At 45.1% G+C, this 16,314-nt stretch carries 8 protein-coding genes; all 8 read right to left on the bottom strand.

The window, feature by feature from the left end; genetic code table 11:
* Positions 1–107: 107 nt before the first annotated feature.
* The 8 genes from ACZ5Q0_RS07335 to ACZ5Q0_RS07300 are packed head-to-tail and all read right to left on the bottom strand — an operon-like array spanning position 108 to position 16,251.
* The gene (locus ACZ5Q0_RS07335; RefSeq protein ID WP_447182358.1) at positions 108–3,083 is read right to left on the bottom strand and encodes a DEAD/DEAH box helicase; all 2,976 of its coding nucleotides are present in this window, start codon (positions 3,081–3,083) and stop codon (positions 108–110) included.
* Positions 3,084–3,111: 28 nt separating this feature from the next.
* Positions 3,112–6,510 (bottom strand): DUF499 domain-containing protein, encoded by a 3,399-nt coding sequence (locus tag ACZ5Q0_RS07330; protein ID WP_447182357.1) that lies wholly within the window; start codon positions 6,508–6,510, stop codon positions 3,112–3,114.
* A gap of 15 nt (positions 6,511–6,525) precedes the next feature.
* Entirely contained in the window at positions 6,526–9,213 is a 2,688-nt protein-coding gene (locus tag ACZ5Q0_RS07325; protein ID WP_447182356.1) for a DUF1156 domain-containing protein, read from the bottom strand.
* A gap of 4 nt (positions 9,214–9,217) precedes the next feature.
* Positions 9,218–12,721: a helicase-related protein gene (locus ACZ5Q0_RS07320; RefSeq protein ID WP_447182355.1), complete on the bottom strand. Its 3,504-nt coding sequence runs from the start codon at positions 12,719–12,721 to the stop codon at positions 9,218–9,220.
* A gap of 15 nt (positions 12,722–12,736) precedes the next feature.
* The gene (locus ACZ5Q0_RS07315; RefSeq protein WP_447182354.1) at positions 12,737–12,976 is read right to left on the bottom strand and encodes a helix-turn-helix domain-containing protein; all 240 of its coding nucleotides are present in this window, start codon (positions 12,974–12,976) and stop codon (positions 12,737–12,739) included.
* Positions 12,977–12,990: 14 nt separating this feature from the next.
* Positions 12,991–14,841 carry an AAA family ATPase gene (locus tag ACZ5Q0_RS07310; RefSeq protein WP_447182353.1) on the bottom strand — a complete coding sequence of 617 codons (1,851 nt, stop codon included), beginning with the start codon at positions 14,839–14,841 and terminating at the stop codon, positions 12,991–12,993.
* A 2-nt stretch (positions 14,842–14,843) separates the two neighbouring features.
* Positions 14,844–15,287 carry an ABC-three component system middle component 2 gene (locus ACZ5Q0_RS07305; protein WP_447182352.1) on the bottom strand — a complete coding sequence of 148 codons (444 nt, stop codon included), beginning with the start codon at positions 15,285–15,287 and terminating at the stop codon, positions 14,844–14,846.
* Positions 15,280–16,251: an ABC-three component system protein gene (locus tag ACZ5Q0_RS07300; RefSeq protein ID WP_447182351.1), complete on the bottom strand. Its 972-nt coding sequence runs from the start codon at positions 16,249–16,251 to the stop codon at positions 15,280–15,282. The genes ACZ5Q0_RS07305 and ACZ5Q0_RS07300 overlap by 8 nt, the downstream gene beginning before the upstream one ends.
* Positions 16,252–16,314 lie beyond the last annotated feature (63 nt).

Raw genomic sequence — 16,314 nt, 5'->3', positions numbered from 1 at the left:
CACAATTTATTTTACACACTCTCGAGATATGATATAAACAAGCTGCTGCTTACACTGGAACAAAAGCGAAATTGTTATATATCTCCGATGGGCTTTTGTTTTTATGGTTAAGAGCAAATTAGCCGTAGCTCTATAGCATATGTCTCTTTAAGATATGATGAAGCACTACACAACACATCGTGCATAGGCTGTGTTATTTTTTTACTATCGACGCCTGGTTGTACAATATAAACACTAAATTCAGATCTGAAGAATTTAAGTTTCTTTTTGAGTGATTGGAGAATCTTCCCATCACCAACTTCAAAGCGTGTGCCTTGCGGTTTTGACAGTCGTCTTCTTTCTCTTTCAATTAACCTGTCTATAAGTTTATTTATGCGAGGATACCAGCTCACGCATTTTTCAGCTTGTCCGCAAACCTCATACAAATCTTTAATCCGAAAACCTGCTTCGTCCCCGCCAGAAAACTTACAATGGTAAAGCTCAAACTTGATGGCTGTTGGATCTTCAATTATAGCAACAACATCGGCGATTTCACCCTTGCCATCATCATCAAATATAATGGTATATTCATTCTTTAATTTCAGCATAGAAATCACTTTATATTGGATGCTATCATTTGCTTTAGCATCCGCGCCTTTCTGCCACTGTGATTCCTTCTTTATGTCAACACCATCCCATTTAAGTGCTATTATGTTTTCATTATTGAATTGTGTTTGATGAACTTTCGCTCGCGTTAACAGATTACCATCAAGCGAAGACTGGTCACAAAAACGTATTTCAGGCGGGTTTTCGCAGAAATACTCTGATAAATACAATTCCTTCTTCTTGTCTTTTAACATTATTAAGTCCCCGCTCTTGTGTAAAACCACAAAACCATCACTATACTTATCCGATACTTCGAGAGTGAATTCCTCACTCATTTGACCATTTGAAACCAAAAAAGTAAGTGGTGACGATTCATTTTCTACCGTTAATGTAATATCGAAGTTTAACAGGCAATCTTCCTTCACCCTCGTTTTTAAGTAATACGAGTTACTTAAATATAATTCAATTGGGAAGTCAATTCCATACGGTACCGCGTTAGGTCGATTTGTGATAACGGTTTGGATTAATACACCTTTTAGTATTTCCTCCACACTAATATTACTATCGAGAATTTTATCAGCTACCTTATTACACCATTCGATCCAGTAATCTAATGTCTCAACCCACTTTGCCCATACTGTACCTTTATATGAACAACCGATGCTGATATCTTTTCCGTCTTCATACCCTACACCAAATAGATTCGACTTGCGCACATTTGCCTTTTGTGCTTCAGTTAGTCCAGTTTCTACATCGATACCGGCATACATTTGATACCTGATATGCCCTCCGTTCTTGGGCTTCAGACCGACAGTTGCAAGTTTTAATCGGTTGACCCCTGATAAGCATCTGAATAATTCTTCATCTGCTTTTCGTTTCTTAGTTGAAAATATCGCTGAGGCAAACCGGTCAGCAAGTCCCTTGTCGGTAGTGTTGATGAAAAAAACCTTCTTCTTTTCATTCCAGTATAGAATGTGTAACTGCCAAGTAAGATCGACAATATCTTTACTAGTTGTCCAATCGACAGAGCTAATACTGCGCTCTGTAACAATAAGTATTTTGGCCTTTTGGTTGATGCAGCAATGACTATGTTCAGGATTAAAAACTGTATCCCAATTTTCCCAATTCCAGGTATCGTCGTCAGTATAATACATAAACATACTAATTTTGGGACGTATTTGTGCAATAGGGATTTCTTCTTTTCCTGTGAAATCTCTCACCAATTCTTGCAAGCGCTCTTCTTTGCTTATTTTGTCTTCAGAAATTTTCTTTAGAAGCTCACTCCAATCAGCATCTTGTGAATACAATTCCTGTAGGGCATCTTCGATATCGTCATCTGCAATATTAGCTACAACTGAAGCATTGCCAAGGTTGCCTTGCGAGCGTGCAAAACGCCCGATAAACTGAATAGTTATTGGAATTGATTTATACTTATCATGAATTGCGCAAATTTTTAATTGAGGAATATCTATGCCTTCACCGAACATATCTACGCAAATAATGATTCTTGACTTTCCGTTTTTTGCATCGGCAATCGATTGCTTATTCCCTTTTTGGCCACTGATGATAAGAACAGGATTATGTTTTGCAAAATAATAGCTGTAAAGATCATATAGTTCTTTGGCACGCTTTTTCGTTGAAGCGCGAACTAAGAGCAGGTGGGGGTAGTTATTTGACATATCAGTTTCGAGAATTTCTACAGCTTTATTAGCAATGGCTAAATCTTTTTTTTCGTAATCAAACTCTAGAATCGGGTAAAAGTTAATCGGCTTAAAATAACCCTGCTTTTGAGCAATTGATAATGGAAAGTTATATATAATCTTGCCATCAATTTTTTGCCCATCATCACGAAAGGGTGTAGCGGTGAACTGGATGCAAAGTTTATCGGCAAACTTCCTCTTTATTCTACGCCACGATTTCGCAGGAGTATGATGTGCCTCATCGACAATCAAAGTATCGCAAAGTTCAGACAAGATATCAAAATATTCGTCAGTAAAACCGCTTATAAGTGAAGCTGTCGAAATAATAATATTACTTCTCTCAACAATGCTTTTTAACTCATCTTTGTTCGTCGGAGATGAATTAAGACAAGCGATCATTGGGTTAAGGCATTTATCACTTATAGCGTTAAACTCACGCAACTTTTCTAACTTTAAGCATCTCTCTACGGTTTGTTGGCGAAGTAAATTGCTGGGGACAATGATAAATGTGCGTTTTCGGCATTCAGATACAATTATTGCAAACATAGTTTCTGTTTTCCCTGTCCCAGTCGGCATAACCACGGTTGCAGGTTTTTCAGAAATAGTCCAATGGGATTTAACTGCAAAAACAGCACCTAATTGAGCGGCTCGAAACCCTTTCGTCGATTCTGTTTCACCAACATAATTAAAGGCGTTTTGTTTCCAAGTGCAAACTACTTCGTCTGCACTTGGAAATACTTCAACTACGGGAAAATAAGCTAAGTAATTATTGCCTATGGACTCTTTCTTAAATTCCATTGAACTGTCCTCCTGTAAAGCAGTTGCTTTATTCCTCAAATCCTGAATCTCGTACCCGCAGTGTGCGGCAGTTCTCGGATATAGTCCGCACAGTTTGTTGGGTGAATCCTTCATCAGACTCTGCTTGAACTTCAAGTGATACCGTGACCTTTGCACCATCGACCGAAGTCAAATGTTGGATGATTTCCTCGACGTACTTTTGAACATCTCGATTGATGCGAGTGGTGTCAAGGTCTGCTGACATAAAGAACCTTCTATTTTTCGGCGTGGGTACGGAAGGAGTATTATCTTCACGAATTGTGCTGCCTTCGTTTGATGGCGTGTATACATATCCGCCATCACCGCTTGCATTTGTGGGAGCGGTCGAACTTCCGCCAAGACGTGCTGCCGCATCTTCTTCCGCTTGACGTTTTGCCGCTTCCTCGGCAAACTGCTTTTGAGCGACATCAACCTTCACCAGATAGCCCGATTTTTCAATGAATCCAACGTACTGGTTAAATTTCAGGTCAATGTATCTTGTACCGTCGAAGCCAGATGCGACAGCAAAATACTCCGTGGAATTCACACCGGTCTGGATAGCATCGATGAGGACATTTTCACTCGCCAATCGCGGGAGGTAACAGTAAGTACAAAGGTACTCCCATAGTTTCTTGATGGCGATGTTGTCGGATTCACGCCAGAGGATATTGTCTAGTTCCATTCGAAGGAGAGCTGGAGCCCAATGCTCGATGATGGCTTCATTTTGGCGCATTTTTTTGGTAGCTTTCTGGATAATGCTCTCGTTTCCGCCCCTAATTGTGATAGCGTCCCAAACAATAGTCTTCATATCCGCATTCTTGTCAATATATGGTACTAGGAGCCAGCAGTAAGCTTCTTTGATCCGTGCATCCACCGTTTCGTTTGCACGGAGAAGGTTATTCTGAGTTTCACGATTTTGCGCTGCGTCGAGGTTCAAGTCCTCGCTGTCATCCTTGATCGACTTCCACGCTATGTAGAGTCGTACCGCTTGTTTGAGATTTGTCATCAGATCTTGGTCGGGCGCAATAAACGCCAGCATATTGCGATAAATACGCGGTGTATTACCACGGTTGTTCAAAATGTCTGTTACCGCTGTCATTGCTGCATTGTTCTGGTTCGTCGCTTTGTATTCGTCAGACGGACGTAAGATAACAAGACGGGCGGTCTGCTCGTCCGGCACGTCAAGTGAGGACGCAGGGCAAATATGGACGCCAGCGAATGGCGCTTCTTTACGCAGGGAGCGGAGTCTCGTCTCAATTTCGTATTCCACATCAGAAGATGACACCTGCGTGGCGCGGTCATCCGCTGTTTTTCTCAACGTGGGACGACTGTCATACCAGAATCGGTCGCCCGACGGATTAGTATATAAGAACGAAAGTGAATTGCGGAGTGTGTTCAAAGCATCATTGAAAACAGCGATGTTTTCACCGGGTTGGACTACGCCAAGACGAATACGAGAACTTTCGACGCCACGAGTAGCCTGTTCACGACTTGTCGGGGCGGAACCAAGCATAATGGTTCTAGCTACACGTCTAGCTGCGAGATGCCTGCCGTATCTTGCGTTCTTATCGGTCTTATAAGGAATTGAATCCTTACCGTCTACTTCTTTGTCAACAATGCCGTTCCAATTATCTGAGAGATGACGAGTGAGTTCATCACGCACACTTGGCACATCGAGCGGGATAGAGCCGGGCATAATCATCAAACTAGCGTCATTACCCATCCAAAGTTCGTGCACAACCCCTGCCATCAGGCGTAGAACACCACGCGTGCGCTGGAAACGTTCAAGGGTAGACCAGTCCTTATACAAGCGGTCAAAGACTTCCGGATGGATGGGATAGCAAGACAGCATCCGCTCCTTATATTCCAGCTCTCGTGCTTCGATCGGAAAGTCGGTTTCATTCTCGTTATACATTGCGGAGAATGTTGCGCAGACGGCATCGCGCGCGTCCGGGTTTTTGCAGTCAAGAAACAGGCGGCGACGCACGACCTCAAAGCCCTCGTTTGCTGCAACTGGTTTCCAGATGGACTCCATACGCCCGAAGGTATGCTCGATGGTTTCAAGAGCGGTCTTACCCGCTTCGCCACCGATTTCTATATCCGATTCGGGGATGGATGCGACCACAAGGCTATTCTTGCTCGCCCTGGCTGCCTCAGTTACTTCCTGAATAAAGGAGATGAAGTTGTCAAACGTCCCCGCAGGCAGGCCGCTTGCGCCATAGATTTTTTTGGCGTAGGCGACCAACTCATCCATAAGTACAAGGCAGGGAGCGGCGGCATCAAAGAGGTTCTTTAATGTCTCCGAGCCAGGGGAAACACCCTTCTTGTCAGATTCTTTTACAAGGTCATATAAAGCAGGATTCCCTGCTGATTCCGCAAGCTGTGCAGCCATCTCACCCCATAATGTATTGATTGTAATGCCGGGCATATAGCTTGGACGCTTACTCTTAGTAGGGTCAAGCGCTGTTCCTACAAGAACCGCTACGTTTGCTTTCGGCAGAGTATTAACACCCGCTCGCTCTAATACTGGCTTTACATTTGGAATTTTATCAATAGAGACTCTGCCACGCATCATATGGTAGAGCGCAAGCATACTGTGAGTCTTGCCGCCACCGAACGCCGTTTTAAGTTGAATCACGGGCTCCCCATCCTTACCGCAGACGCGACGAAGCGCCTGTTCCAAAAGCCCTGTCATGCCTTCTGTTACATATGTACGGGCAAAGAACTCTACTGGGTCGCGGTACTCATACGCACCCTCGCCACGGGCAACTTGTGCGAGGTCGGCGGCAAACTCAGCATTCTTATAACGCCCCTGCGCTACATCGGGGTGCGGTTCTATAACGTCGCGCCAGCTGGGAAGACCACTGATAGGTGTATCTTTCAGTATACCGTCTTTTTTTACTTTAACTGCAGTGTTAGGAGCAATCACACCTTCAGTCACAGTAGTAGAGCCGTTAGCAGAACCGTAACGGGAGGTACGCAAAAGCACACGAATCTCCTCCGCGCCTTCAGGGTCTATTTGCTCACACAGCCGTGACATGGTATCCAAAGCACGCCATGTGTCATCAGCAGTAAAATCCTCGCCGCCAAGGTGCGCAAGTTTGTTTCTTACACCGACCAGTTCTTTTGCCCATGTTCTGTGGTCAATGGATAATTTCTTACGGAAAACTCTCTGCCAATGCAAATCAAACAGGAGGAGACATCTGGCAATATCAAGAGAATCTACCAACTTAGCCCATTCACCTGAAAGAGGCAAATCGCGTTTTTGGTCATCATAAAGCGTATCTATAACAGCTGTTTTCCACCAGCCATCGCCATACTCTGTCCCCAGCTCGCGAGCTATGTAAGGTGCTAGTGCCCCAAGTAAAATTCGAAAACCCTGCGAAACTTGCGTATGATTATTAGCCATGATTAATACCCCCCTCTAATCATTACCGGTATCAAATAGTGTCATTTGTGTTGCATTACGCATCTGCGCCTGCAACTCCGCCGCCTTGCTCTGAACTTCCGGCCATGCTATGACGAGTGAGTTATAGGCATAGGCTTCCTGAGCCCAGCCTTTGCGCTCTGCTATTTGGAACAGGCGATATGCCAGAGCCTTTGCCTGTTCCGGCTCGGAGGTAAAGATGCCGGAAACTATCTTCGCCACGCCAAGCACGCCGTCCTTTTCCAAGGCACGGGTAAGTTGCTGGGTCAAAAGCCATATGATGAACTCTCTGTGTTCGATTTTTTCGGGAATTTCCTCCCGCGTGAGCAAGCGCACCACGCCTTTTTGTGCATAGAGGAGGCTGCGTGCAGCGAGTTTCTCCACTGAGGTATTCTTTGCCCGCGCCAGTACGTCCGCCTCGCCAAACTTCACATCGTTGAATGCGTATTGTGTGTATAAATCAACGCAGAAGCGGCTATCACGGTCAAGTTCGCTGTCCTGCTCAGTAAAATAAAGATCAAGTTCCTGATTGATAATTTGCAACGCCGAGCGGACGCTCATCGGCGTTCCGTCCGCTTCCAGCACTTTGGAAAAGCGGGAATACACGCCCATGCCGGGTCCTATGGCGCTCTGTGCCAAGTCCACCGGCGCAATGTTGCTCGCCTGTAGTTTTTGCAATGCGGGCTTGAGCTCCCGCTTCAGCGTGTTGATAAAGTCGCGGCGGGTGCAAATCGGCGCGCCCTCAGGACGCTTGCGGCAGACGAGGACAATGGATGATGCAAGGGCATTCACTGAATTTTTCAGGCCAGTCTCGCGTTCCGTGTGTATTGGCCACGTTCCTGTGATAAGAAAGCCCGCACGGATTATGGCTGAAAGCATTGTTTCCCATCCACTTGATGACGTACTTTCATCCTCTGTCTCGCTTTGTTTGAAAGCATAGTAAACCGTTAATGGAATGCTTTCACATGCATATTTATGGATTTGACAAAACGTCTTGAACATTCCATCCTCAAAAAATGTCTTAGCTTTATCGAAACTACCACCAAACCTATACGGTACAGCAACCAGTTCTTCTGCCTTCGGCACGAGCATTGTTTTGAACAGGTCAGGATAGATTCCTTTAAGAGACTGTCTCAACCACACATAAAAGAAATCAGACAGGTCGGCATACCCTATATTGTCATAGTAAGGCGGGTCTGTTGAGATCATAATATTGCGCAGACCATTATCGGTTTGCGCATCGTGCTGCATTGCTTCGCCTATTCCTGATGAAGGGTAAATGTCAAAACAACGAACAATCCAGCCTATTGCCCCAGTCCAGTTTCCAGAAGAATTTGAAAACACATTAGTCTCAGCAAAATCCCACACCATGGGGATTCCTTGCCTACCAAAAGTTTGAGTTATAAAGCCTGCCCAAGTATTCACCATTGAAGAATAGTTTGCCTGGCGGTCAACGGCGAAAGCCAAATATACAGCTATTGCATTTGCATATGCTTCACTTCCACCATCTTTAATCACCTGGCGGCGCGCTTCGCTCACTAACGCACTCAGAGTAGATAATGCTGTTAATTGTCGATTTGTAAACAGCTTATCAAAAGTATCATAACCATATAACGGTACCCAAAGAGCGCGCCTATCATTTGAGAGCAATCCTGTCGGATATTCGTCTGGTTTTTCCACATCAGCCACTTTTTCATGATCTTCAATCGGCGAGTAATAGACCTGACCACGCTTATTTTCGGCTACTATCCCCATAAGTCTTGAACCAATACGATTTGCCATACCTTCGGCACGGATGTACTCGGAAGTGGTCGCTTCACCACAGCAAATACACTTAAACTTTGCACCACGCGCAGTTTTTGCTGGTTCTGGTGCATTTTTTCCTTCCTTAACCTCATATCGTATGGTTTTTCCTTCAATAATGGGTTGGACATACATACCCTTACCTTTGGTAGATAAAACAAAACTACTCGCCAAAGGCATCTCGCAACCGCACGCAGGATTTGGACATTTAACTGTATGTGTCCACAGCCAAGCTATAACTGTTTTGCCATCAATTTTCGGATATAGATGTCCAATGCGCTCCCACGCTTTTTGCTTCATCCACTCGCCGTAGTAGCGCACGTCCTCGGCAAGGCCCTGCGCACCTTTCCACTCACCACCAAGCTGGCGACGCGATTCAGGATTGACAGGCGGTTGCCCGGAAAACTTGGGCGGTATCTCAATCATCGCCTTATTAATCATAACGGCGACGGGGTTTAAATCACTGGCATGGGCCTCCAGACCAAGCCGCTGTGCCTCCAGTGGAATCGCACCACCGCCCGCAAAAGGATCAAGTAGTGCGGGCGGGTTGCCGTTTGTGGATTTCATAATTTCAGCTTTTGCTTCGGCGAGAACTTCCTCGTTATTTGAGTTTTCCCACTTTACCAACCTTTCGAGTATTCCAAATAAACGTTGACGTTCTTTATTTTGTGCTTCCTCCGTGGGGAATTCTTCTGGGCGACTGGACGGGTCATCAACTAAAGAAGACCAGATAACCGCCCTTGCAGCAGCAAGGGGACGCCTTGCCCACCACAAATGCAAGGTGGACGGATGTCCATGCCGTATGGATTTTTCACGACTTGATGCTGCATTTATCGCTTCAAGTGGCAATGCCACTTCTATAAGTTTCTTTCTATATTCCATTGCCTTACCTCCGCAAGACGACAGTTGCGCCGTCTATCAGTTCTTTAATATCATAGTTCACACTTGTTGCCGCAAAATCCGGGCGTTCACGGAACGGGCGTTGCAGGTAGTGGGTCTTTGTGTTTGTGCCATCCACTTCCACAATCGCCAAGATGTATTCGTCCGGCTTGTTAAATGCCGTGAGAATTTCGTTTTTGCTGACAGTCACGGTGTCCGCGCCTGCTGCTCTGCCTTTGACTTCGATGAAACGTAATGTTGCACCGTTCGGTTCCCGCAGGTTTAGCGGTATAGTGGATTCCACATCATAGCCGACTTTCGCTGCGCTTACATCACGGGGGATATATCCAAAAGACGTTTCAATCTCCATAACGGTTTTCATGGCGGTAAGCTCTATTTCACGGCGAGCCGACGCGTCGGCGACAAAAGTGTCAGGTCGTCCAAGCAGCTTGTTTAAAAGACCACATGGTATGACTATTGCTCCGCCGACTACCACGGGTGGCATCGCGGATATTAGCTTTTCGGTTTCCAGTTCAGCAAGACGTTTTTGCATACGAGCTTCCAGCTCCTCAGCACGTCGGGATGCCATTTGGGAATTCAGTTTTGCATTAGTTTTGCCTGCTGATTCTTTTGTTTTTAAATCTGCGGCACGATAATCCCAATATTGAATCTCAGCAGTCAAGCGTTCCTTGACCGCTTTAATGGTCTTGTCAATAAGTTTAATTTTACGCTCTCGCACTTCCTTGACGTGGGCAGGGATAATTTCGCTAATGGCATAACCGACAGCGATATCTTCCACGTTTGTTGAGAGCCAACTCTGGCTATTAAGAAATGGGCGGACTGCTGCAGCTTCGTCATCCTTGGCAGCGCGGTAGTCAAGGTAAGGGGCATATCCGGCGTTAACAGCAGTACCATCCTCCTTGATTTCAACAAAGTGAATGTGCTTGGAGATAACACGCTTGCTTCCGCTCGGTAGTAGCACACCGTCCTGTACGGAGTCCTCTATGTAAAAAAGTAGCCTTGCATCTGTGCTGAAGTCGTTATCATCCACAAACACTGCCCCGCGCTTCAGCACGTCCATATTGCGCTCTCTCACAAGGTCTATAGTTGCTTCCAAAAGCGGATGACCCGGCGCAATCAGTGCAGCGGGGACTTGCCCCTGTATATTACAGTAAGGTTTATCGAAGCAAACACGCTCATAGCGTGAAAGCACCGGTTCACCAAAACCAATTTGCATATCGCGATTACGGACGGCAAACGGCACCGAGGTAATCTCATAGCGTCCTTTTTCGCGAGTACGGATCTTTCCTCCTACACTCTGGAACGCTTCTATAAAGAAAGATTCAATGAAATGCGGTTGAAGTTTGTGAGCTTCCATCCGCTCCATATCCTCACGAATAGCCATTACTCGATGTACATCCATCGTGTCCTCGGTTAGAGCATTTTCGTCGAGCAGTCGTTGTAGTTCATCACGATTTAGACTATTGTCAACCACTTGATTTAGGCGGTCACGCACAGCAGGATCGTTGCCATAACGAATAGCTTCTATAAGCAAGTCGCGCAGAGGTTTATTTTCAAATGTAACTTTGCCGAGAACATCAAACACCTTGCCTTTGAGAGCCTCCCGCTCCTGCTCCAGTTTCTCAAATAGCCGCTGAAAGACCATACCCTCACGAGTTTCACGACTCACCAAGTTCCACAGATGGCAGACTTCTGTTTGTCCAATTCTGTGTATACGACCGAAACGCTGTTCAATGCGGTTAGGGTTCCATGGGAGATCATAGTTAACCATTAGATGAGCACGCTGTAAGTTGATACCCTCACCAGCAGCATCGGTGGCGATGAGTATACGCACTTCCTTATCTTGCTTAAACAATTCCTCTACCTTACGACGCTCGTCTCGGAGCATACCGCCATGGATGGTTACCACAGCTTCTTCGCTACCAAGCAAGGAGCGAATTTTATCAGTCAAGTAGCGTAGAGTATCGCGATGTTCTGTAAATATAATCAGTTTTTCGCGCATCCCGTCACGACCAAACATATTATCATTGTCCTGTAGCAATTTGGAGAGTTCGTCCCATTTTCGGTCTTCTCCGCTTTGTCGGACGTCATTTGCCATACGCTCCAATTTTTTTAACGTAGCGATTTCCGCTTCCAGTTCAGAGATGGTCTGGGCGGCAGAAGCCTGATCTACGACCTTTTCCTCTGTGTCCTCCAACTCTGCAGATGGCATATCATCATCGTCATAATCGTCACAAGCGGGCACTGTATAGTCAGCCGCGCGTTTGCCGAGCCGTTCCTCTGCGAGGCGGCTTTCCAAACGCTCGCGGCGGCGTTTTAGGGATTGGTATATCGCTTCCGGGGAGGAAGCAAGACGGCGCTGCAATATTGTGAGAGCAAAACCGACTGTGGTCTTGCGGTCACTGTTAAGCTGATCTGCGCGGTTGAATTCCTCCTGCACATAGTCTGTAACAGCGGTATAAAGTTTTGCCTCCAAAGGTGATAGATCGTAGTTAACCGTATAGGCACGACGTTCTGGGAAGAGAGGTGTGCCGTCAAACTTCAGTAAATCTTCTTTTACTAAACGGCGCATCACGTCAGACACGTCCACTGCTTGATTACCGCTTCGCGCCACTCCTTCAAAGCGGTCTTGGTCGATAAGCGACATGAAGAGTTGGAAGTCTTCCTCCTTACCATTGTGCGGCGTCGCTGTCAAGAGTAGGAAGTGTCTTGTGATGGACGAGAGCAGCCTCCCAAGTTGAAATCTTTTTGTATACTTAATTTCGCCACCCCAAACTGTAGCTGACATTTTATGTGCCTCATCGACGACAATCAAGTCCCAGTCAGTAACACGCAGTTTTTCCTTTATATCTTCGTTACGAGAGAGTTTGTCCAAACGGACGATGCAAAGGTTCGCCTCGGTGAACACATTGCCCGTGACCGCAGACTCGATGCGGTCGTTGGTAAGAATCTCAAAACGCAGGTTAAACTTGCGGTATAACTCGTCCTGCCATTGCTCTGCAAGGTTGCCAGGCGAAACTATCATACAACGTTTCAGATCGCCACGGACGAGCAGTTCTTTAAGGAACAGCCCTGTCATAATAGTTTTACCTGCACCAGGGTCGTCTGCCAAAATGTAGCGAAGTGGCAACCGCGGCAGCATCTCTTGATAAACCGCTGAAATCTGATGCGGCAGTGGCTCGATGGCAGATGTATGCACTGCAAGATACGGGTCAAATATATGGGCAAGGTTGATTCGATAGGCTTCCGAGACAAGCCTTAAAAGGTTAGCGTCTGCATCAAAAGACCACGGCAGGCTGTCAGATTTGACATCAAGCCGCTCCTCATCTTCCCTGTATAACAGTTGGCTGGCAAGCTGCCCACGAGAGTCCTTGAACGTTACCTCCAAGACAGCGTTTCCGTACCACTTGACCGCAACGACACTTACCGGCGTGCCTCCCGAGATGCCGACAACGCTTGCCCCAACGGTTATATCTTCAAGTCGAGCCATAGGCTGACTCCTCCTTTACTTAGTTATCGTAGTCCCGTTCTCCCGATTATCCTCACCAGGAACAAATTCCATGATATCGGATATATCACAATCTAACGCTTTACATATACGCAGGAGCACTTCGGTATTTACATTCTCACCTTTGCCAAGTTTGGCAATTGAAGCAGAACTAATACCTGTTATTTTTCGCAAATCCTGCTTGTTCATCTTTTTATCGATTAATAACTTCCATAAGTTATTGTAACTAAAATGCACGGTACCACCTCATATTACTCTTTTGGGGATTGTGGTATATCAAATTTGCAATCATGCAAAAAACCACACTTTTCTTCACCGGCGACGCCCGTAAAGATGATTTGTCTTACGCCGCTTTTATCATAATTAAGTTTAGGCAGCGTCCGTTCGTTTTCCACGATTATCAGCTGTCCCATTTCTCGGCTATTGATGAAGTACTGAAACAAAGCGGTTTGTACACTTTCCGATGTTTCATTCTTTGTTCCCTCATCAATTCCATGTAGCGGGGTATCGACAATGCATAGTCCGGGGTTGTAAACAGCATTTTCCAACATAAATTTGCGGAATGCCATTACCACAATTGTATTTAAAATTGAGCAGTAACCTTTACCCTGTGTTAGCGCTTTTGGTTGTCCGTTGATTTCTAAGTCGAAAGAGCTCTTTGAGAATCGCACTGAGACAAGAGGCGTGTACTTGCACTCTGTCAATATTTCAATAAGTGCAGCATCCATTCCTTCCCAGAATCGGTCATCAAACTTCTCCATTGGCTTATACTTGATTTCGGATGCATCTTCGTTCTGCATATCGCGCAGGTCGTTATGCCATCCATCAGCGAGGCGGTGTATTACCTCGAGCTCATAGTTTAACTGTATATACATGCGATAAGCATCAATAGTCTCAGTAAGAGCTCTAGCTTGTGGCTGTAGATCTTTGGCTATCAACTCTTCAATACTGCTTTTCTGTTCTGTCAGCAGTGCAATCTCTGTTTGTAATTCCTGTATTTGTTGTTCGATATCTTTTTCTGTACCATCAAGGTCGTTATATTGAGCAATTATCCTTGAAAGCTCGGAGCGGGCAGCCTCCACATAGGATTTCGTATTCTGCATCGGAATTTTCCCGTTACAAAACGGGCAGGTAGCATCATGAGCATCATGCGACACATGCTGCATAACGGTTTCACCGTCAACGATAAACGAAAGCCGTTTTATGTCTGCGCTGTACTGCGTTTTTAGTGCAGCGTAGCGTGATATAAGCATTTGGCATTCTGTCAGGCGCTCTTTCTTCGCTATCATGCTATTGAGTATGGATTGGCTGTTTGACATCGCGGCTGATATTTTTTCTTCGATATCCGATAATACCTGAACTGCACTGTCAATTTCTTTTTGGACGTCCAACCCGTCAAATGCACTAATCATATCAAGGATACTTTGTTTTCGGTCTGCAACTCCGGAAAGCTCTTTATTAATATATTTTTCGACTGCTGCTTTACGTATAGCTCGTTCTTTTTTGCTTTCGCGTTCATCAAAATTGGAAAAGTCGTTGCCGTATATCAAAAATAATAGAGATGAGAGAAAAGCTGTGCGCCCCTGTATGCTTTTTGCACCGCCTTCTGGCATAAGGATGGAACTCTCTCGTTCTATCTGACGTTCTTTTATTAGGATAACGGGTAGGAAGGTACGCCATGTCAGATGTTGAGGTCTGAAATTTTCGTTGGCAATTATGTCATGGTCATCTTCAATACCAATCAAAGCAAGCCAAACCTTGCTGATAGATTCCATGGTTTTCGTCGCGTTTCTGGCTTTATAAGTACCACTTTCAATTCTATCGTCAGAACTGACCACATCGATTTTGTTTGATTCTAGCTTGCGCGTAAATTGAATCGAGCCATTCTCTGTGGTGACAAAGAGAATAATAGTATCATAATCCGTAGTACCCGCAAACGGAAGATTATCACTGCCGAAGATATAATCTATGCAACGGATGATGGTGGTTTTCCCTGTGTTAGAAGGACCCGAAATAATCGTCAGCATTTTGTCAAATTCCGCAACAGCATCCTTTTTCCCAGCGCCTTTAACTACCAACTTTTCAATATAGAAGTCTGCCATGATCATTCCTCCTTCCCGCAAATCGCTTTTTTATTTATTTCCGAGAGGATTACAATTTCTGATTTGCCATGAAGATACTTGTAAACCGTTTGGGATAAGGCAATATACTCTTCAGTATAATCGGAAGTCAGTTCGTCGCATACCTGTGCTCCTTGTGCTGTTATTTCGTATGTAAAGCCGCTTCGGTTTTGCGTCGCCGTGACGAGTCTATTAAGGACAAGCTGCTTAAGTGCCTTGCCGACAAGAGTTCTCTTTGAAGTTGCCTCGCTAAAGCTAAAGCCGTTGTTGCCGTTTAGGTTATAGGCTGCAATTCCAAAATCACGGGCATAAATCGTAATGAAGTCAGCTGCAGCGATTTTATCTAGCGTCATATCTTCCCCAAAGACGCGAAGCGTCAGAAGAACACGGAGCGAAGTTTCAAACGGGGTGTTAAATAGTTCAGTCATTCTCAAGCACCCACTGGATTCTGCCGTCATTCACCAGCATATGGCAAATGCCTTTCTTTTCGCTGTTGTTTATAAGGTCTTTTATTTGCGTGAGAAAAGATTTTGTTAACGTTATTTGAGACACCTGATTTAAAACAGCCAATAAGCGTTTAAAACCGTCATCAAAATCATTCCAACATACATCAACAATACCATCGTAAGTATCTTCTTTTATCTTGCCGAATTCCACTTCGCCATCATTAAATATCTCACGCACTGAGCGTTCTACCCGAACAGCATTATAGTAGTTTTCACGTTGATCCGAAAAATTACGGCGATATCTAACATTAAGTGTAGGTAAATCATTTTTCGTTACAGTTGCCATACCAGTAGCTTGTGCGTAAGCAGCAAATAGCGCCTTAATGTATGGCATTTCCTCCTGAGCAATATTTTCAGGCGGCGTTATTTTTTCATGCAGGCTAAACATCTGACCGTTAATTGAAATTTTTCCGTCTTTTACATATACAGTCGCTATTGGCACTCCTATCAGTTCCTGCTTCTTATGTGAAGCAGTTTTGGCCGGGGCGCCTTTTCTTTTTGTGCGTCTTGCTGTTTCAGTCAGAATTGAAACAAAGAGCTTGGCGCATTTATCGGCGACATCAACACCTTGTATATCAATGCCAAGCTCTTCTAATTCATTTTCTAGATTTTCTACTAGGTCGTCGGAGAGGTTGTCATTTATATAAACGGAAAAACGCATAGGGTCACTAGCGTCAAGGAGATGTGCAGCTATCGCTATTGGAAACGGCTTCGAGCCATTATATATGCGATTTTTATAGTCGGCTGTTTTTTCAATAAACGGACTACCGGCGAAGTCTGCGTCATCCACAACAAAGCTACAAAGAAGGTCATCAATGAATTCCGATGGCATCTTTGCCTGTCCAATATAAGGATACATCATTCTGAAGTATTCGTCTGGCTTCACAAGCATTTCTCCTTTCTCCGCCAATAGTCCGAATCAGTCCGAACCAGTCCGTTGCGTTCCGTG

It is taken from the genome of Syntrophomonas erecta subsp. sporosyntropha (assembly GCF_055395365.1).
Note: the sequence above shows the minus strand (reverse complement) of the source record. Positions and strands in the feature narration are given on the sequence as shown.